The organism is Acidilutibacter cellobiosedens (assembly GCF_004103715.1).
Lineage (GTDB): Bacteria > Bacillota > Clostridia > Tissierellales > Acidilutibacteraceae > Acidilutibacter > Acidilutibacter cellobiosedens.
The window spans coordinates 1037225-1056927 of the sequence record NZ_CP035282.1; the positions used below are offsets into that span (position 1 = coordinate 1037225).

A 19703-nucleotide genomic window follows, 5' to 3' on the forward strand; every position below is an offset into this window, starting at 1 on the left:
TTCTCTGGTATCTTTTCCCTATACAACGTACCAATGGAAAAGGAGGATTTCATTATGCGGATACTGCTTAAAATATTATTATTCCCTATTACCCTAATATTGACTGTTATTTTGCTCATCTGTGAGTTCATTTGTATGTTTGGAACAATGCTGCTCTCTATCCTGGCATTAATCCTATTTGCCTTAGCACTTGGTATTATGATTTTCTTGGGCGAGTTACAGGACGGAATAAAAGCAATGGTACTTGCCTTCCTTATTAGTCCTTATGGAATACCCTTGTTTGCCGGATGGCTTATCGGAAAATTACAGTCAGTCAATGAACGGTTAAAATCTATTTAATGATGAAAGGGCGAAAGCACTTTTAGGCTTTCTCCCTTAGTTGCCACAAAGCAGAAGTACCAGCGTAGAACAAGGGCGGCAAAGCCGTTTATCTTGACCCTTGTTCTATGTGGGCTCTTTTGCTATTTCTTATTAAAAACTATTGATGATTTTGAAGATATTGTATAGTATAATTATTTTTGAAAATTGGAATTTAAGTGCAGAACGTTAAAACATATTAAATTGTTTTATTTTGGAGGAAAGAAAATGAGAAATCAAAAAGATAGTGAAATACTCTATTTTCAAAGCAAGTTATCAGAGGTAACCTACAATTCAAATCGTTTTAAGGTAATGATTGGTGAAGATAGATTTTTGTTTGGAGTAGTTTCTGCAAATGATAATGAAGCTCCCTTTGGAAAACTGATGCAGTACAAAACGATATATGATACTCTGAAAGATTTGGACTGGAAAATTAAAATGTCATTTGATGAAGCTATCAAATATGCATATTCTGACTCCATGAAAAATGACTTTAGTCTGATTAGAACGGATTCGGAAGAAGAAGGACTTGCTTTTTATTATATTGAAAATGCTTTGTTTCGCACCTCAAGTTTGTGGGATATGTTGGCACAGTTATATAGACTTTTCTACAATGTAGATATTCCAAAAGAGAAAGTTTATTACAAACAAATATTTAGTCCTACTAAAAATTATGGGGATAAATTCAGGATAAAGGCAGCAGAAATTTATGAATATATTGAACAAGATGATAATACGGATTGTGAAGGAGAGTGGAAAGGTAATCATTCCTTTGTCAATGACCTTAGGAATAAAATGATACATAGAAACTCTCCCAATATTGCTGTAATGAGTGATTTTGATATGAACCTAAAACATCATCCTGTTTTTCAGCTTAAGAGAATAATTGAAGATTATGTAGTAGTTTCACAATATATTAAAGAGATTTTGGATGAGATAGAAAAGGAAGTTATGAGTACTTTTGATGATGCAGATTGTTAAGAGAAGGACATAATTTATGAAGGAGAAGGGCAGTATGAAAATCTTTTATGAAAGTAAAATCATGGAACAATCAGCTCATTTTGGTTGGCAAGATAAAGATTCAGCTTTATATGGTCTGAGAGAGGGGTATAAAAATAGTGCAGATGATTTAGTGGGAATTGCCTTAGAAAGTGGAAATATTAAAACTTTAGATACATATATCTTCCCTATTTTATTCTCTTATCGACATAGTTTGGAAATTTTTTTAAAACATATTTATCTACGGTGTTGGGGAAAGTTACCCAAAGGTGGACATAACTTAATAACTCTTTGGGATGAAGTAAAAACAGAAGTTATAGATGGATTTATAAATAATGAAACCGCTCTTGAAGAGGTCAAAAGGAACAAAATTGATTTTATACCTTATTCGTTAGCCGATATAAGCCTTACTAAAATCAGACTTTTGCTCAAAGAATTTCAAGAGGCAGATCAAAGAGATTTCGAAAGAACAAATCCATCTGAAAAGCAAACAGATCAAAACGCAGAAGTTTGGAGATATTTAATTAGTACCGATAATGATTTATACTTTACAAGCGGTCATTCGATTGACTATTTATCATTAAAAGAAAGCATTTCATATTTGTATGAAATATTTGACTTTCTATACCATATTACGGATGAATACCTATCATCTTAATATATTAGGCACTTGGATTCATATATCTAAGTGCTTTTATATTTGACTAAAGGAGGTGTTTTGATTGGCAACAACACGCTTAATTTCTATGCACCAAAACAAAGGAAAGTCTATTGCTGATTGTCTTGCAGATCGCACAGATTATGCGAAAAATACTAACAAAACAAATGATGGCGAATACATCAGCTCTTACGAGTGTGACCCTAAAACCGTGCAGGGAGAATTTCTTTTATCTAAGCGAATTTACTCTGACATTACAGGTAGAGAACAAGCAAACGATGTAATAGCTTATCAGATACGCCAATCCTTTAAACCGGGAGAAGTTACGCCGGAGCTTGCCAATCAAATAGGCTATGAATTGGGTATGCGGTTTACAAAAGGCAATCATGCTTTTTTTGTCGCTACCCATATAGATAAGGCTCATATTCATAACCACATAATTTTTAATTCCACCTCACTGGACTGCACCAAAAAATTTCGTGATTTTTTAGGTTCAGGCAGAGCAATTCGTAAAATATCTGACCGCATTTGCCTTGAAAACGGACTGTCTATTGTTGAAAATCCAAAGCGAGGAAAAAACCATTATGGTAAATGGCTTGGAGATAAAAAGCCTGTTTCTCACTCTGAAAAGTTAAGGCTTGCTATAGATGAAACCCTTAGAAAAAAGCCTGCCGATTTTGATACGTTCTTATCAGAAATGAAACTGGAAGGATATGAAATCAAGACGGGAATGCACATCAGTTTTAAGAGTGAAAATCAAAAAAAATTCATTCGCCTGCGTTCTTTAGGGAGTGGATATTCTGAGGAAGAAATCAAGGCTGTCATTGACGGGAACAAACCTTTTGTTAATAGAAAAAGAGCAACTGAAAAGTCACAATCTCATGTTAATCTTTTAGTAGATATACAAGCAAAATTGCAGGCTGGAAAAGGTGCTGGTTATGAACGGTGGGCAAAGATTTTTAACCTAAAACAGATGGCACAGACAATTAATTTTCTAACGGAAAATAATCTGCTTTCTTATGAAGATTTGGATAAAAAGGCAAAGGCTGTTACAGATAATTTCAATCAATTATCGGCTCAAATTAAAGCTGCCGAAAAGCGTATGACAGAGATAGTAAGCCTTAAAACCCATATCATCAATTATTCCAAAACCCGTGAGGTTTACATGGCTTACCGCAAGGCAGGATACTCCAAAAAATTCTATGAAGAGCATACTGCTGATTTGCTTTTGCATAAAGCGGCAAAGGCGGCTTTTGACAGCTTAGAGGGCAAGAAATTACCTACCGTTAAGGCTCTGCAAATGGAATATTCCAAACTGCTTTCTGAAAAGAAAAAAGCTTATGGGAAGTATCATTCCACTAAAAAAGAAATGCAGGATATACTGAATGCAAAGGCAAATGTTGACCGTCTTTTAGGCGAGAATATATCGGAGAAGGAAAAAGAAAAATCACAGGAACAGAGGTAATCTCTCCTGTGATTTTTCAGCTCCCAAAGGGAGCGTAGCCACACAATTTATTGTGTGTTCAGTGGGGATTGGGGAACTCCCCAACAAGCAGATTTGCCCAAAATACCGTAAGGGAATTTTGAGCAAAATCGCAAGGTGTGTACCACCTTGCCCTGCTTGCCACGTTACTTAATCTATGATATCAATACCAATGGAGAAGCCAATCTTAACGTGACAAGAGCAAAGAAAAACGCTGCAAGGTTGTATCGGCTGCAACGTTCTTCATTCATTATTTGACTGTGTTTTGGACATTCATTCGTCCTCTGTTTCGACTTCCTTAACCTCTTTTGCTGTAGCGGTAACAATCTGCAAACCCTTGTCGCTTATATCATCAAGCAGACTTTCAAGCTGCCTACGTTGCGTGGATTTATCTGTTTCTTTATTTGGAAAAAAGAATTGGTCTACCGATACATCTAAAAGAGTAACAAGTTCATAAAAGATTTGAAGGCTTGGGTGCTGTCCACTATTTTCGATGGACGCAATATAGCGAGGAGCAATGTGAATTTGATCCGCTAATTCGTTTCTTGATAATCCCTTTGCTTTACGTGCTGCTTTTATGGCTTGACCGAAAGTCTTAAAATCGTATTTTTCGACTTTGCGTATCATGATTTATTTCACCCTACTACATTTTACTGTTCACCTTATATTTTGGATATGATTAGACACATCATAAGGCTGATTGGAATATATCAAAATTATATGGAATTATAAAATTTTCCAATATGCTGTTAAAATTCAATTTAACAGCATTAAATTAATCGTAAGGTTTAATATAATTAGACCTGAAATAAAGATACTATAGATAACACTGATAATAAATGTTTGTGGTCGACAGTCAATTAGGATATAAATTCTCTTGATTGGCGGTTTTTTACTGTAAAGCAATAAAAGTTTATTATTTCAAACTACGCTGACCAGAGCCTTGATTACGATGAAGAATTGGTAAGGCTCCTTGTTGAGAAGGTAAATGTATTTGAAAGCAACGTGGTTGTAAGGTTTAAGTCGGGAATTGAAGTAGAAGTATAAACATAGCTTAAAGACAGGCCGTCAATCAGGAGATAAATCATCGTCTTGGTTGGCGGTTTTCTCTGGAATAGCAATAAGGTTTACATTATTTCAAAAGAGTAATCGAATCTGTATCGAATTCTCCATCAAAATGAACAACGCTACTTTTCTTATAAGATGTAACTTTAAACTTTCCATTTTTAACGTTAGTAAGTATATCCTCATCTGATAAAGATTTTATCAGTGCTGTACTTCTGATTAAATTAATATTCTTAGTCATATAGAATCTCCCATGTGTTACCAAGGTAACACCCTTTTTAATATTATAGCGTTATAATATTAAAAATTCAATAAATGGGTGGAGGATCATATGAAGTATATTATTACTACAATACGTGTTTTATTTTTTGCGCTATTCATATTTTTATTACTTAACGGTAAAATGATGCTTTGGATTGCATTATATGCGGTAAGTCTCTTAGTAGCATTGCTATTTGGCAGAGTATATTGTGGTTATGTCTGTCCGATGAATACGTTGATGATTCCAACAGAATGGCTCTCAAAAAAGCTAAAGCTACAGACGGTTAATTCTTCCAAGTGGCTTAGCTCTGGAAAATTTGCATGGTTCGCATTGGTGGGTAGCGTAGCAATAATGTTGCTTGCACAAAAATTGTTACATAAAAATATTCCTATCTTACTAATTTGGTTAGTGGTTTCGGTGCTTATAACGCTTAGATATAAGCCGGCAGTATTTCATATTGTCAACAAGTATGTTCGAAAGATGCCATTTACTACTCAAAATAGATATAATCGTTTTGTGTTGTGACTAAGTTACATATAATAATATTAAATTTATGATATGATTTAAATACTAGGAGGATGATAAAATGATTGAGCAAGTATATAAAATATCAACTGGCAACGAAAAAGCAGTAGAAAAGGTTATTTATGATGATAACCTTCATTATCTGCACATGATTTTTAACAAAAATGAAGGTGTTTATGCTAATCTAAAAATAGGTCAGCTGGCTCATTGAAAATTAGGTCACTTTCTTAAGAAAATATGGTATCCTTTCAGTATAAACTGGGAGGAGGAAGAGAAGGAAGTGATAAAATTGAATCAAAAACAAAAAATCATACTTAAACATATTGACGGTATGAGCAATCGAAGCATTGCCAGTGAGCTTCACATGAGCAAGGATACTGTAAATAAATATGTAAATGAGTATGAAAATCAAAAGCAAGAACTTTTAGCAAAAAATCCTGAAACAGATACAAAAGAATTAATTCAAGCAATTGTTGAAAAACCAAAATACAATTCTGAAAACAGAGGGCCAAACAAGGTAACATCTGAGATGATTGAAGTAATTGAAGAATGCTTAAAGGTTAATGAATGGAAGCGTGCTAACGGTATGTCAAAGCAGCAAATGAGAAAAATTGATATTCATGAATACTTGTTAAAGAAAAATTTTAATATTAGTTATTCATCAGTTAAAAGATTAGTTAAAACAATCGAGGATAGGCATCGTGAAGCTTTCATAAGACAAGAATATGTTCTTGGAGATGTATGTGAATTTGACTGGGGTACGGCAAAATTAGATATAGGGGGAGAAGGATATAAAGCTTATCAAATGGCAGTTTTTACTCCTGCTAAAAGCGGAATCAGATATTCAATGCTTTTTAAATCTCAAGATACTCCAGCATTTCAACAATCACATGCAGAATTTTTCTCATTTTGCAAAGGTAATTTTAGAACAATGGTCTATGATAATATGAGGGTTGCAGTTAAGAAATTTGTTGGATTGTTCGAAAAAGAGCCAACAAAAGCATTGACAGAATTATCAATATACTATGGATTCAACTTTAGGTTCACGAATATTGCAAAAGGCAATGAAAAGGGCCACGTTGAGAGAAGTGTAGAATATGTTAGAAGAAAAGTATTCAGTGAGCCGGGTAATGACAAATTCGACACTCTTGCAGAAGCAAACAAGTTTCTTTTTGAAGAATGTATGAAGCTTAATAATAAAGAAACATCTAACGGATTGGTGCCGATGGAAATCTTTAAAGAAGAGCAAAAACACTTGTTTCCTAACTTACCTAAGTTTGAAAGCAGTATTTATTCAGAAAACCGTGTTGACAAATATTCGACCGTAACGGTAAGTCAAAATCATTATTCTGTGCCGGATACATTAGTTGGTAAAATGGTAAAAGTGAAGATGTTTACAGATAAGATAATTATCTACTACGATAACAGCATTGTAGCTAAACATGACCGCAGTTTTAAACTGCATGACTGGAAAATTGAGATTCATCATTATCTTAGAACTCTACATAAAAAACCAGGTGCCCTCAAAGGAAGCACAGCACTGCTCCAAACGGACACCCAGATCAAATATATCTATGAACAGTATTATACCAAAGATGCCAAGACATTTCTACAAGTTTTAGAAATTATTTATGAAAAAGGAATCCATGCTGTGACAGAAGCTTTAAGGGAACTTGAAAAACTGTCACCAATGGATATGAGTGCTGATAAGGTTAAGGTGATTTGTGAAAGTAGAAAGGAAAAAGAAATTTGCGTTACTGTTCCATTAAATGATCATCTAACTGAAAAATCAAGGAGCACATTATCGATTTATGATAAACTTGCAGCACTCCAATCAAGAAAGCTTAACAAGGAGGCTGTATAGTATGAAGGTTAAATTAAATGAAGAGATTAAAGAATACTGTAATATATTGAAACTTAAAGGAATTAAAACTCACTATGAAGAAGTAATATCTGAAGCGGCTGATTATGAGGATTTTCTTCATAAGCTTTTAACTTATGAGATGGAAGAAAAGGATAAGCGTTCCATTGAATGTCGTATTCGAAATGCACATTTGCCTTACAGGCAATATATTGAAGATATTGAAATTGACTGTCTCCCAGTAGATATGCAGAAAAGACTTCCTGAGTTAGCAACACTTGATTTTATCGAAAAAGGCAAAAATATCATAATGACCGGTAACCCGGGAACCGGAAAAACTATGGTTAGTATTGCTTTAGCATTAAAGGCTTGCATGGCAGGTTATAAGGTTCTGTTCACGACAATTCCACTACTGGTTACTACATTGAAGGAAAGCAATAGCGCTAAGACCTTGAGATATTTTGAGAATAGATTTGAAAAATATGACCTTGTAGTGGCAGATGAACTTGGGTACACCTCGTTTGACCGGGAAGGGACAGATCTGCTGTTTAATAATCTTTCTTTAAGGGCAGCAAGGAAATCAACAATAATTACTTCTAACCTTTCATTTGAGCGTTGGATTGAGGTTTTCGGTGATCCGACAGTTACAAGTGCGATGATAGATAGACTTACTTACAAGGCAATTCTTGTCGACATGGAGGGTGATTCTTATCGGCTAAGAGAAACATTAAGAGAAAATGGTGCATCTATTAAATCTTTAACAGCTTAAAGTATTTGTGCCTTTGTACACAAATTTTAGAGGCACATTTATTTACAAGAAAGTGACCTAAAATTAAATGGTCTTTTGACCTAATTTTCGGTTGACAAATACAGAAGGATTGCCAGAGCATTTTTCAAATTCTAATGTTTATATGACCGTAGTAAGAGGTACACTTTCTATTGGCCTTAATGACCAGGAAATTCATAAGTATTCCAATGGTACTTTACTAAAAATACCTGTAAATACAAAGATGAACGTTAAAAATTTGAATGATGACACGTTGGAATTGATTGTTGTAAAAGCACCAGCCCCAACAAAATAAAATAAAGCGTTGACCGTCACTTGAGGAATTTCCTTGATTGACGGTTTTTTTTGAATTTTCTATTAAATTTACTCGAAAGTTATTGACATATGCCATAAACAGAGTATAATAAGAATAGATGGCATATGTCATAAATTATAAGAAGGTGAAAAGATGCCAAGAAGGGATGGAACCGGCCCAATGGGTGCGGGATCAATGACTGGAAGAGGTTTAGGGCTTTGCACAGGTGCTAATGCAGTAAAGTATGGAGCTGGTCTCGGAATGGGAATAGGTCTTGGACTTGCTTGCAGACGCGGTTTCGGTTTCGGTCGCGGTTTTGGTAGAGGTTCTGCGATTAACCAGGCCTCCTCAAAAACACAAAAAGAGCTGCTGAATGAACAGAAAACCATGTTGCAAGATCGACTTGAAGTTATTGATAAGCAATTGGAGAACCTATAATGGGCATCAGGGATAACCGGAGGACGCTCTGGTTATTTCTGATTAGGATGGAGGTGATGAATTATGGCGAGACCAGTAAAGTGGAGAAAAGTTTGCTGTTTGCCTGAGAGCAATAAATTCGGGCCTCTTGATTCGTCTGCCGACGCAGAAAACCATGTAAACATGACAGTAGATGAGTATGAAACTATAAGACTTATCGATTTGGAAGGCTTCACTCAAGAAGAGTGCGCCAAGCAAATGAATATTGCTCGTAGCACCGTTCAAGGCATTTATATCGAAGCCAGAAAAAAGCTGGCTGAATCATTAGTAAATGGAAAGGTATTACTGATTGAGGGCGGTGAATACCGGCTTTGTGAAGGGTTAGGGAATGGTTGTGGCCGTGGTTGCCACAGGCATAGGCGTGGTAGATGTTTTACAGATGATGCGGATCGAGGTGGTTGATTATATATTCAGAAAGAGTAATTGAGCATTTTATGTGCCCACAAAATGCCCATAGTATGCCGGATGCAAATGCTGAAGGAAGCTACGGTGATCCTTCCTGTGGAGATTATTTGACCGTTTATTTAAAGGTAAAAGATAATCGTGTTGAGGAAATCAGCTATCTTGTGTTTGGGTGTTGTGCTTCAATTGCAACATCCAGTATGACGTCGGTATTAGCAAAGGGCAAAACCTTAGACGAAGCATTGAATATTACGGAAGAAGATATTATCCAGGCTTTAGATGGACTTACTGAAAATAAGGTTCATTGCTCAAATTTAGGTGTGAGTGCGCTACGCAACGCAATTGAGAATTATTTAAACAAAAATAGAACGGAGGATTCTTATGAAAATAGCAATTCCAGTAGATGAGAAAACCTTGGAGTCGAATGTATGTGTATCATTTGGACGTACTCCCTATTTTCTTATTTATGATGTAGAAACCAAGGAAAGTATATTTATTGACAACAGTGCGGCGGCAAGCACAGGAGGTGCAGGGATTAAAGCTGCACAAATAATAGTGGATAACAAAGCAAATGCTTTACTAACTCCCCGCTTAGGAGAAAATGCTGCTGACGTGTTAAAACCCGCTGAAATCAAAATTTATAAAACGGCAACTACTTCAGCCAAAGATAATATTGATGCTTTTATTGCCGGCAAACTTCATTTGCTTGATGAAATTCATGCCGGATTTCATGGACACGGGGGCAATTAATATGAGAATAGCTGTGCTTAGCGGCAAGGGCGGCACAGGAAAGACACTGGTATCAGTGAATTTAGCTGCGGCATCGAAGGAATCCACATATATAGACTGTGATGTAGAAGAGCCGAATGGACATCTGTTTTTTAAGCCTGAAGGAGTCAGGGAGGAAGAAATATCAGTAAAGATTCCAAAAGTGGATGAAGAATTATGCAATGGGTGTCGAAAATGCGTTGATTTTTGCAACTTTAACGCCCTCGCCTATATTAAAAACAAACTGATTGTCTTTGACGATGTGTGCCACTCCTGCGGTGGCTGTATCTTGGTTTGTCCTGAAAAGGCACTAACAGAGAAAGCAAAGGTTATTGGCAAAGTACAAAAAGGGATTTCCGACGAAGTAACGGTATGGACAGGAATACTGAACACCGGTGAAGCTACGGGCATTCCTATCATAAAAAAGCTGCTTACCGAGAAAAATTTGGAAGCAAATAAACAGACATTTATTGACTGCCCTCCAGGAAGCGCTTGTATCGTAATGGAGAGCATCAAAGATGCGGACCATTGTGTATTGGTAGCTGAGCCGACATTGTTTGGTGTTCATAACCTCAATATGGTATACGATCTGGTCAAGTTATTTAATAAGCCATTTGGGGTGATTCTTAACAAATGCTTGGATGAAGAAAACCCAGCAGAGAAGTTTTGTTTTGAAAATAATATAAAGATATTAGGGCGGATTCCATTTGACAATGAACTTGGAACCTTGAACTCGAATGCGGAAATTGCCGTTAATAAAAATGAAAAGTACCGAGAACTGTTTTCTTCTCTGCTGAAAACAGTGGCAAAGGAGGTGCAGTGTAATGAAACAACTACTAATCCTTAGTGGAAAAGGCGGCACTGGAAAGACCACAATAGCAAGTGCATTTATAAAGCTTGCTGACGCCAAAGCATATGCGGATTGTGATGTAGATGCACCTAACCTGCACCTAATAACCGGATGGAATGTTGAACCGGAAAAAACAGACTATTATGGGTTGCCAAAAGCGGAGATAAATCTGGAACTGTGTACCCAATGCGATCAGTGCAGGCAAAACTGCCGATTTGACGCGATCAAAGCAGAGTCGCACTATAAGGTTGATCCTTTTGCATGTGAAGGCTGCGGCGTTTGCGCATATGTTTGTCCTGCGGAAGCGATAACTTTGGTACCGGCAGTGGCCGGAGAGCTGATGCTGTATTCTGATCGGGAAAAAGTGTTTTCAACGGCACAGCTTAAAATGGGCAGTGGTACCTCTGGAATGCTTGTCACTGAGGTGAAAAAACAAATGAAGTCGGCAGCAGTTGATACTGGGCTGGCCATTATTGATGGATCTCCCGGAATAGGCTGTCCTGTCATTGCATCACTTAGTGGCGTGGATATGGTTTTGATAGTCGCAGAACCTTCCATATCAGGTATCAGCGATATGGAGCGCATTATAACAACAGCGGCGAAATTCGGAACCAAGACAGCAGTATGTATAAACAAATATGATACCAATATTGTAAACACAGAGAAGATTGAAGAGTTTTGTAATAAACAAGGTCTTCCTTATATCGGCAGTATACCCTTTGACTCAAACGCAGTTAAAGCTATTAATAATGGTCAAACCATTGTAGACATCGACTGCACATCGGGAACGGCGGTTAAAGAGGTTTACCACAAAACAATGAATCTACTCTTTGAACAAGGTGGAGGTTAAAGTCATGCTTATTAAAACTTTGGTTGAAAACACAGCGATATCAAAAGACTTTGGCAGCGAGCATGGCCTTAGCCTGTATATAGAAACAAAGAAACATAAAATATTGTTTGATGTTGGTGCAAGCGAGCTGTTTCTTCAAAATGCAAAAAAGCTTGATGTGAATATTGCTGATGTTGACTTTCTTGTGATTTCACATGGGCACTATGACCACGGCGGAGGGCTAAAAACATTTTTGAAAGAAAACACAAAAGTCGAGGTATTTCTACATCGACTCGCTTTTGGAAAGCACTATGCGATCCGTCCAAACGATGAATTGGATTTTATAGGTCTTGATGAAAATCTGAAACAAAACAAACAAATTGTCCTCACATCAGACTGTTTCTTTATTAACAGTGGAATCCAAGTATTCTCGAATATTGCCCAAAGAGAGCCGCGTCCAAAATCAAACGGTGGTTTGCTCATGGAGCATAAGGGGCAAACGATCGATGATACCTTTGCACATGAACAGAACCTCGTGGTAGAGGAAGACGGGAAAACCCTATTAGTAACTGGCTGTGCCCATAATGGCATTATAAATATTCTTGAGCATTTTCACACACTTAAAGGGCGAATGCCCAACTATGTAATAGGCGGATTTCATCTTTCCAGCCGCTCTGGCGGCAATGAGGACTCTGAAATAATAGATAGAATTGGTAAATACCTAATGGGTACAAAAGCAAAATTTTACACCTGTCATTGTACAGGTCTAGAGCCTTATAAAAGGCTAAAAGCTGCTATGGATGATAGCATCTATTACCTTTCAGCAGGCAGTGAAATTACAATCTAAATAAAAGGAGCAAGAATATGAGCGAAAATTGCAATCAAAGCTGCAGCAGTTGTTCGGAGGACTGTGCAGAAAGAAAAGAACAAAAAACGGACTTCTCCGAAAAACTGCACGAGATGAGCAGTGTAAAAAAGGTCATTGGTATTGTCAGTGGCAAAGGAGGAGTCGGCAAATCACTTGTTACCTCTATGCTTGCAGTCACCATGAACAGAATGGGTTATCATACAGCTATTCTGGATGCGGATGTTACAGGGCCTTCTATCCCAAAAGCCTTTGGTATCAGGGAGAAAGCCTCAGGCAGTGAATTTGGCCTATTCCCTGTTAAAACAAAGACCGGGATTGATGTTATGTCTGTCAATTTGCTTTTAGAAAACGACACTGACCCGGTTGTATGGAGAGGACCAATTATTGCCGGCACAGTAAAGCAGTTTTGGACAGATGTTATTTGGAGCGATGTGGATTTTATGTTCATCGATATGCCGCCGGGCACCGGCGATGTTCCCCTTACGGTATTTCAATCCATTGCTGTTGATGGAATTATCGTTGTGACGTCCCCACAGGAACTTGTTTCCATGATTGTTTCAAAAGCTGTTAAGATGGTCGAGATGATGAATATCCCTATTATCGGTCTGGTAGAAAACATGTCCTATTTTAAATGTCCTGATAACGGCAAGGACTATCAGATATTTGGCGAAAGCCATATTGAAGAAGTTGCTGATAAACATAATTTAAAGGTTCTCGCTAAATTACCTATTGACCCGAAAATTTCAGCTGCATGTGACAAGGGTATGATAGAGCTTTTCGATGGCAATTGGCTTGAGCCGGTTGCAAAAATATTAGAAAAAATGGAGGAAAGTTAAATGATGAAAATTGCAGTAGCAAGCGAAAACGGAATGGTGACCGAGCACTTTGGACATTGCGAAGGGTTTATGATTTTTGACACCGAAAATAATCAAATTCTCAAAAGCGAAACCATTGCTAACCCTGGACATAGACCTGGATTCTTGCCTAATTTTCTTGCCGATCGTGGTGTAAATGTCATTATCAGCGGTGGTATGGGCGGAGGTGCAGTCGAGATATTTAATGAAAGGAACATCGAGGTTATTGTCGGAGCAAAAGGTAACGCTAAGGATGTGGTAGAAGCGTACCTGCAGGGTTCCTTAAAATCGACTGGTTCCGTTTGTCATGAACATCAGCATCATGATGAATGCGGCGAATAGAATAGCACATTTGTATTGTGAAATAGTGCTTGCACGGTATAATTAGTGCAAGTACTATTTTTTACTACCGTACATATAGAATTGGAGGTTTATTAATGAAAGTTGGATTAATTAGATGTATGCAAACTGAGGATATGTGCCCCGGAACAACTGATTTTAAAGTGATGAAAGAGAAGAAATGCGCATTTGAAGGTATAGAAGAGGATATAGAAGTTATTGGAGTGAACACTTGTGGCGGTTGTCCTGGGAAAAAGGCAGTAACCAGAGCGGCTGAAATGGTAAAACGAGGTGCAGATACTATTGTTTTGGCTTCATGTATAACAAAAGGAAATCCTATTGGATTCGCATGCCCGTACGCACAACAGATGAGGGCTGCAATTGAAAAGAAGGTTGGAGAAATAATAAAGATTATTGATTATACGCACTAATGGTAAAGGTATTTGTAAAATAACCTTTCACCGTTAACCGTTCTACCAAACGGACAATTGGGGTTGACTGCATCTACCGAACAGGTAAAAACTGTGGACTGTATCTACCGAACCAATAGATTGAAAATGTGCTATTGTTGTAATTAAAAAAGTCCAGTCGAGCCATGTTGATGTGTTGACTTGATGTCAAGAGTGAAAGAATAATTATACTAAAATCATTCATAAATAAAGGGTTTTCAAGGTTGGAGGATTTTCTGCCCAATATCTGGCAGTGCCGTTTAACCTTAAAAATCCTTATTTTTATTTATTAAGGAAATATGTCGACCGTAAAAATATGTGTAGGGTTGTGGAGATAGAATAGATGTGGAAATTAGTATCAATAGTTCTGCTTAAGACGCATATGTGAAAAAATTGTTACTATCGAAGTGTACTGATAAAAATAGATACCAGTATTAGTATCTATTTTGAAAATGAGAATTAGGTTTCAAATTCTTTGTTATCATAATTTTTTATTATATAGGTTGCTATAATACCAAATGATATGAAGGCAATTACACTTGATAGAATTGTTGAGAATCCTTGAGTCCAAGGTGCATTAACCTTACCAAGCGCGGAATTAGTAGTTAATAGGATAAACCAGGCAGTAATTCCTGTAATACTTCCAATTATCCAAACATTAGATGCGCTAAAGACTTCAAGCTTTCTCATAATAAATAGGAGTATATAGCCGACTACTTGACCTGCTATTATATGAATTAAGAGCTGTACAGCAGTTAGTTTTGCTCCTAAAGTAGATAGACCAAGTGATTCTGTTGATAAAATTATTCCTGCTTGGATAAGTGATGCTATTAAGAACCCCGTTGAATATTTTAGATACATATACAAACATCTCCTTTCACCAATTAGTATTCCCATAATTCCTAAACTATTTATATAGCTTGAATTTTTCGATTTACATGCAACGATCCAGAATTCTTTTAATCTGAATAAAAAAATAAATGGCTTACTTCAAAGGGTAAGCCATTTTATGAGTAATTATAACTCATATAGTCCAGCAAAGCGAAACATAAAAGCAGGGCATCCTATGCATCCTTTGTTTTTTTACAGGAACATGTGCAGACCCATTATAAAAGTTCAAAATATTTTTGAAAAAGCGGACACGAGATATCCGTTATTTTTAAATGGAATAAAGTTAAAAAATTTATAGAAGAATTACTTGACAGTTAAAATAAAATATTGTAATGTAAGTAAGTAAGTACTTACATAATGAAAGGAGGATGTGCAATTGGACGCAGACAAAAGATTGAGTAAAGAAGAACGAAGAGTTCAAATATTGGATGCTGCTATGGATGTTTTTATAGCGAAGGGGTTTAGTAATAGTACGACATTGGAAATTGCTAAAGCTGCAGGTATATCTGAAGTAACATTGTTTCGTTACTTTTCGTCTAAGAAGGAAATCTTTTTAGAAGGGATTGAGCCCATCTTGTTTGGTTCTCTAAAGAAGGCATTGGATACTTCTAAAAGTTATAGCATGGCAGAAAAAGTAGAATATATGTTAATTGAAAGAATAAGTTATATTTCTATGCATCGCGAGGTCATTAAGCTAATTTTAAAGGAGGCTGCATTGCTAAAAGAATTAGGTAGTGAAAGTTTCATTGAGAAGACAATTCAATTAATGAAAAGTATGTTAAGTCAAACTGGGATAAAGCTTGATAATGAAGACTTTACGTTAAGATTATTAATGGGTTCCATACTATCTTTTTTGTATATGCCAGAGGACAATGAAACAAGTATAAAAAAATACGTGAGCAAGGTGACATCAATTCTATTAGATGAAATAAAAAATTAGAAAGGTTAGGTACATTTCCATGAATAAAGTATTTAATTGGTTAGGCAGTATAATTGAAAGATATCCGTTCAAAGTATTACTTATTTCAATTCTGCTATTTTCTATGTTAATATTTGGCGCAACAAAAATAGAAATGGCAACCGGTAATGAAACATTGGTTCAAGATGATAATCCAGTATATATATCGAATCAAAAGATGGAGAATACATTTGGTGGGGAATCTATTCTAGTTCTTTTTACAGATAAAACAGAAGGCAATTTACTATCTGTTGAAAACATTAGAAGAATGTGGAATGTTGAAAAACGGTTCCAATATGACGAGAATATTTTCTCATTTATGAGCCCGGCTAGTATTGTACATCAAATGACGGAAACACAGGGTACTAAGATAAAAGAGCAAGTACTTACTTTAAGCGATGGATTAGAAGAAATGGGAACCAAGATGAAAGATATCGGATCGGAATTGAGTGCTAAAGAACTGATGGATACAGCTGAAATAGAAAATAAGTTAGAGAATCTTTCTAGTTCAACCGATGCTTTTAATAAACTTATCAATGGTCAGAAGAATATGGCTAATGGTGCAAAGGAATTACAAGGTGGTCTATATTCAATCGCCAGTGGGCTAGAGGAGGTATCTGGTCAATTAACTCAATTAAGCAATATGATTGGAGAAAACCAAGAATTAAAAATTAAATTAAGTACGATATCAGGGAATATCTATAAAAGCTCTCAGGGTATCAGTACTATGGCTGAAAAGACATCGAATATAAAAACAGGTGCAGACAATACAGCCAATGCGCTGAATAATGTAAGTAGTAAGCTATCGAATGAAACTTCTTCAATGAAAGATACATTTGCCAACAGCAATAGCATTCGTCCAGATGAAATGAAGGAAATGGCAAACGGTTTTATTACCATGGGAGATAACCTTTTAAATATTTCAGAAGGTTTAAGTACATTTTATGCTAAAAGCGAAATGATGGTAGCAGACATCCCAACAGACCAGGTAGAATTAGATAATATTTTATATGATGAAGATGGCAATTTAAGAAGTGTATTTTCTAATGTTGTCTTAGATGATAAAAATAGTTTAATGGTAGTGAAACTTCAGGGCAATTTAGATGACGAGTATAAGAAGCAAGTATCTGAAAATATTGCTGCGGCCTTAGAAGAGGAAGAATTTGAAACACTATCTTATGTAGTCTCTGGTAAACCTGTACTTGATACAGCATTAAAAAATGAAATGAAAACAAATATGGTAATTATGGTAGGTCTAGCAGTTGTTATCATGCTCATTGTTTTATTTATTGTATTTAAAGTAAAATGGAGAATGCTAAGTTTGGGTATTATCTTAGTGTCAGTAATTGCTACCTTAGGTCTAATGGGTCATATAACTGTTCCTGTTACTATGGTGTCTATGGCCGTGTTCCCTATATTAATTGGGTTAGGAATTGACTATTCCATACAGTTTCATAATCGATATGAAGAGGAAAAATCAGTAAAAACAACATTAAGGAATATAGGTACAGCGGTAGCAATTGCTGTATTAGCAACAGTTTTGGGGTTTGTATCTCTTTATGCATCACCTGTACCAATGATTCAAGATTTTGGTAAAATGTTGACTATTGGTGTAATCATAAGCTTTATCGGAAGTATATTCTTATTAACGCCAATATTACACTTGAGAGATCTATTCGGACTACAGAATAAAGACAATGTAAAATTAGATGTAAAAGAAGTAGAAGAAAAAGACACTTTCTTAAATAAAATACTAAAAGGATCTACAAAAACTGTAGTAAAATTCTCAGTGCCAGTATTACTTATAGCTATTATTGCAGCAGGTTTCGGATTTTATCTCGATAATAAAGTAGGTGTCCAGACAGATATTGAATCCTTCATGCCACAAGATATGAATGCACTACAAGACATCCATACAGTCAGAGATGCCGTAGGATCTACAGACCAGATGGCAATCTATATCAGTGACGATAATATATTGGAAAAAAATAATATAAACTGGATACAACAGATAACAAGACATATTCAAGAAAAGTATACGGACGTTGTGGTAGATATAAAATCCATAGATACGTTAGTAAGCAATTTAGGTGAAGATATAAGTGCCGATGAATATGCAGAATTTATTGATGACTTACCAGGGCAACAAGTTAATATGTTTTTGAATAGCGAACAAAATGAGTCAGTAATACTATTAAATATCGAACATTTGGATACGGAAAGATTACAAGATTTCGTTTCTGAATTAAAAGCAGATTTAAAAGATGCTCCTATGAATGTAGAAGTAACAGGTAAAAGTGTACTTGATGTAGAAATGGTAAATGGATTGACTTCTGGAAGAGTTTTAATGACTATTATAGGATTAGTACTTGTGTTCGTAGCTCTTTTAATTGTGTATAGAAATTTTATAAAAGCTTTAGTCCCAATCATACCAGTAATCTTGATTGTAGGAATGTCAAGTGGAATTATGTATCTTCTAGGAGTAGATTACACTCCGATTACTACAACCCTTGGTGCTTTAGTTCTAGGTATGGGTACAGAAATGACAGTTATGTTAATGGAAAGATATATTGAGGAGCGTAAAATAGGAAAAGATAAATCAGATGCGATAATTCATTCTACTATTATGATAGGCAAGGCTATCGTGGCATCAGGTCTTACTACAGTAGGCGGATTCTCAGTATTAATGCTATCTGAATTTGTAATTCTAAAAGATTTTGGATTGATGACAGTAATCAATATATCATTAGCATTACTAAGTACATTTATTATACTACCACCAATCCTTTCAATTTGTGATCGATTCCTTTTAAGTAAAAAAGAAAAGGAGGAAGCTGAAAATGCTTCACAAGAAATTATTCATGAAATTTAGGAATGATTAACTTGGCAATAGAGCCTTCTATACATTCTATAAATTAGCTATTGGAAAATGGCTTACAAAATGAAAAAAAGTTTTTATAGCTGAGCCATACATGAAGCCAATTGAGGTTTTGCGTATGGCTCTTTTTTATTACTTATTTTTAGGTATTGCTATTGATTGGCGGCCTTTTTATATTTCAATAGAGTAATTGTATCTGAGTCAAATTGAATCAGCCCATCTTTTCTCATTTTTGCTAACTCTCGAGATAAAGATGTACGTTGAACCCCGATTTTTTCAGCAAGTGCCTTTTTGGTTATATTTAGTTTGATGTGATTAGAATTTTGTTTTTTACTTTCGTAATTAAGATAATTCATAATGCTTTCACGTATTGTTCTATTGATATAATGTTTTATCTTATCTCCGAGAATGAATGTACGGTCAGAAATAAGTTCTAAGTATGTTCGTAAAAATATAGGATTATTACAGATCAATTCAAACAGCACTTCCCTATCAATTTCTAAAATATCCGTGGGCAATTGTGTTAATACGGTCATAGGATAATAAGGATTTTTTGAAAACAGTAGATTTCCGCCTAAAATATCATCTTTGTAAAACTCTGAGATTGTAAGCAGATTTCCAGATTCGTCAATACGATCTACAACAACCTTGCCAAATAAGACTATTTCTAATTTATTACATAATTCCCCATCAAAATGGACAACGCTACTTTTCTTATAAGAAGTAACCTTAAACTTTCCACTATTAAGGTTAGTAAGTATATCCTCATCTGATAAAGATTTTATTAATGCTGTACTTCTGATTAAATTAATATTCTGAGTCATATATAATCTCCTTATGTGTTACCA

25 protein-coding genes are annotated in these 19703 nt (G+C 35.7%); 21 read left to right on the plus strand and 4 right to left on the minus strand.

The window, feature by feature from the left end; translation table 11 throughout:
• The first annotated feature begins 54 nt into the window (after window positions 1–54).
• From EQM13_RS04935 to EQM13_RS04950, 4 genes are all read left to right on the plus strand, one after another.
• Window positions 55–339: a CD1845 family protein gene (locus EQM13_RS04935; RefSeq protein ID WP_128752106.1), complete on the plus strand. Its 285-nt coding sequence runs from the start codon at window positions 55–57 to the stop codon at window positions 337–339.
• Between the two features lie 246 nt (window positions 340–585).
• On the plus strand, window positions 586–1338 hold the full coding sequence (locus EQM13_RS04940) for a Cthe_2314 family HEPN domain-containing protein (RefSeq protein ID WP_128752107.1): 753 nt from the start codon (window positions 586–588) through the stop codon (window positions 1336–1338).
• A 16-nt stretch (window positions 1339–1354) separates the two neighbouring features.
• Entirely contained in the window at window positions 1355–2014 is a 660-nt protein-coding gene (locus tag EQM13_RS04945; RefSeq protein ID WP_128752108.1) for a hypothetical protein, read from the plus strand.
• Between the two features lie 64 nt (window positions 2015–2078).
• Window positions 2079–3479, plus strand: coding sequence for a relaxase/mobilization nuclease domain-containing protein (locus EQM13_RS04950; RefSeq protein WP_128752109.1), 1401 nt, complete (start codon window positions 2079–2081; stop codon window positions 3477–3479).
• A 291-nt stretch (window positions 3480–3770) separates the two neighbouring features.
• On the opposite strand, the gene EQM13_RS04955 is transcribed toward EQM13_RS04950, so the two are convergent.
• Both EQM13_RS04955 and EQM13_RS18170 read right to left on the minus strand, forming a co-directional pair.
• Window positions 3771–4124, minus strand: a complete 354-nt coding sequence (locus EQM13_RS04955; RefSeq protein ID WP_128752110.1) for a helix-turn-helix transcriptional regulator — start codon at window positions 4122–4124, stop codon at window positions 3771–3773.
• Between the two features lie 505 nt (window positions 4125–4629).
• Window positions 4630–4803 (minus strand): hypothetical protein, encoded by a 174-nt coding sequence (locus tag EQM13_RS18170; RefSeq protein ID WP_161567171.1) that lies wholly within the window; start codon window positions 4801–4803, stop codon window positions 4630–4632.
• A 90-nt stretch (window positions 4804–4893) separates the two neighbouring features.
• Here EQM13_RS18170 and EQM13_RS04965 point away from each other — a divergent pair, with 90 nt between their 5' ends.
• The 15 genes from EQM13_RS04965 (at window position 4894) to EQM13_RS05030 (ending at window position 14110) form a co-directional block, all read left to right on the plus strand.
• Complete coding sequence (locus EQM13_RS04965; RefSeq protein ID WP_128752111.1) at window positions 4894–5349, plus strand: 4Fe-4S binding protein; 456 nt, start codon at window positions 4894–4896, stop codon at window positions 5347–5349.
• Window positions 5350–5410: 61 nt separating this feature from the next.
• Window positions 5411–5560 (plus strand): cupin domain-containing protein, encoded by a 150-nt coding sequence (locus EQM13_RS18175; protein ID WP_161567172.1) that lies wholly within the window; start codon window positions 5411–5413, stop codon window positions 5558–5560.
• 69 nt (window positions 5561–5629) lie between these two features.
• Window positions 5630–7213, plus strand: a complete 1584-nt coding sequence (gene istA / locus EQM13_RS04970) for an IS21 family transposase (RefSeq protein ID WP_128751667.1) — start codon at window positions 5630–5632, stop codon at window positions 7211–7213.
• Window position 7214: 1 nt separating this feature from the next.
• Entirely contained in the window at window positions 7215–7979 is a 765-nt protein-coding gene (gene istB, locus EQM13_RS04975) for an IS21-like element helper ATPase IstB (protein WP_114217624.1), read from the plus strand.
• Between the two features lie 142 nt (window positions 7980–8121).
• Window positions 8122–8292, plus strand: coding sequence for a cupin domain-containing protein (locus EQM13_RS04980; RefSeq protein ID WP_206172812.1), 171 nt, complete (start codon window positions 8122–8124; stop codon window positions 8290–8292).
• A 153-nt stretch (window positions 8293–8445) separates the two neighbouring features.
• The gene (locus tag EQM13_RS04985; protein WP_128752112.1) at window positions 8446–8730 is read left to right on the plus strand and encodes a DUF5320 domain-containing protein; all 285 of its coding nucleotides are present in this window, start codon (window positions 8446–8448) and stop codon (window positions 8728–8730) included.
• 63 nt (window positions 8731–8793) lie between these two features.
• The gene (locus tag EQM13_RS04990; RefSeq protein WP_128752113.1) at window positions 8794–9171 is read left to right on the plus strand and encodes a DUF134 domain-containing protein; all 378 of its coding nucleotides are present in this window, start codon (window positions 8794–8796) and stop codon (window positions 9169–9171) included.
• Window positions 9168–9578 (plus strand): iron-sulfur cluster assembly scaffold protein, encoded by a 411-nt coding sequence (locus EQM13_RS04995; RefSeq protein ID WP_128752114.1) that lies wholly within the window; start codon window positions 9168–9170, stop codon window positions 9576–9578. Before EQM13_RS04990 ends, EQM13_RS04995 begins: the two co-directional genes overlap by 4 nt.
• Window positions 9553–9921 carry a NifB/NifX family molybdenum-iron cluster-binding protein gene (locus EQM13_RS05000; protein WP_128752115.1) on the plus strand — a complete coding sequence of 123 codons (369 nt, stop codon included), beginning with the start codon at window positions 9553–9555 and terminating at the stop codon, window positions 9919–9921. Before EQM13_RS04995 ends, EQM13_RS05000 begins: the two co-directional genes overlap by 26 nt.
• 1 nt (window position 9922) lies before the next feature.
• The gene (locus EQM13_RS05005) at window positions 9923–10786 is read left to right on the plus strand and encodes a nucleotide-binding protein (protein WP_128752116.1); all 864 of its coding nucleotides are present in this window, start codon (window positions 9923–9925) and stop codon (window positions 10784–10786) included.
• On the plus strand, window positions 10764–11639 hold the full coding sequence (locus EQM13_RS05010) for an ATP-binding protein (RefSeq protein WP_128752117.1): 876 nt from the start codon (window positions 10764–10766) through the stop codon (window positions 11637–11639). Before EQM13_RS05005 ends, EQM13_RS05010 begins: the two co-directional genes overlap by 23 nt.
• 4 nt (window positions 11640–11643) lie before the next feature.
• On the plus strand, window positions 11644–12465 hold the full coding sequence (locus EQM13_RS05015) for an MBL fold metallo-hydrolase (RefSeq protein ID WP_128752118.1): 822 nt from the start codon (window positions 11644–11646) through the stop codon (window positions 12463–12465).
• Window positions 12466–12482: 17 nt separating this feature from the next.
• Window positions 12483–13322: an Mrp/NBP35 family ATP-binding protein gene (locus tag EQM13_RS05020; protein ID WP_128752119.1), complete on the plus strand. Its 840-nt coding sequence runs from the start codon at window positions 12483–12485 to the stop codon at window positions 13320–13322.
• The gene (locus EQM13_RS05025) at window positions 13323–13682 is read left to right on the plus strand and encodes a NifB/NifX family molybdenum-iron cluster-binding protein (RefSeq protein ID WP_128752120.1); all 360 of its coding nucleotides are present in this window, start codon (window positions 13323–13325) and stop codon (window positions 13680–13682) included. It begins immediately after the preceding gene.
• A 95-nt stretch (window positions 13683–13777) separates the two neighbouring features.
• Window positions 13778–14110: a CGGC domain-containing protein gene (locus EQM13_RS05030; RefSeq protein ID WP_128752121.1), complete on the plus strand. Its 333-nt coding sequence runs from the start codon at window positions 13778–13780 to the stop codon at window positions 14108–14110.
• A 477-nt stretch (window positions 14111–14587) separates the two neighbouring features.
• Here the strand turns inward: EQM13_RS05030 and EQM13_RS05035 are convergent, their stop codons facing one another.
• Window positions 14588–14989 carry a hypothetical protein gene (locus tag EQM13_RS05035; protein ID WP_128752122.1) on the minus strand — a complete coding sequence of 134 codons (402 nt, stop codon included), beginning with the start codon at window positions 14987–14989 and terminating at the stop codon, window positions 14588–14590.
• A gap of 406 nt (window positions 14990–15395) precedes the next feature.
• Here EQM13_RS05035 and EQM13_RS05040 point away from each other — a divergent pair, with 406 nt between their 5' ends.
• Both EQM13_RS05040 and EQM13_RS05045 read left to right on the plus strand, forming a co-directional pair.
• On the plus strand, window positions 15396–15959 hold the full coding sequence (locus EQM13_RS05040; RefSeq protein ID WP_128752123.1) for a TetR/AcrR family transcriptional regulator: 564 nt from the start codon (window positions 15396–15398) through the stop codon (window positions 15957–15959).
• A 19-nt stretch (window positions 15960–15978) separates the two neighbouring features.
• Window positions 15979–18849, plus strand: a complete 2871-nt coding sequence (locus EQM13_RS05045) for a hydrophobe/amphiphile efflux-3 (HAE3) family transporter (protein WP_128752124.1) — start codon at window positions 15979–15981, stop codon at window positions 18847–18849.
• A gap of 158 nt (window positions 18850–19007) precedes the next feature.
• Here the strand turns inward: EQM13_RS05045 and EQM13_RS05050 are convergent, their stop codons facing one another.
• Window positions 19008–19679: a Crp/Fnr family transcriptional regulator gene (locus EQM13_RS05050; protein ID WP_128752125.1), complete on the minus strand. Its 672-nt coding sequence runs from the start codon at window positions 19677–19679 to the stop codon at window positions 19008–19010.
• Window positions 19680–19703 lie beyond the last annotated feature (24 nt).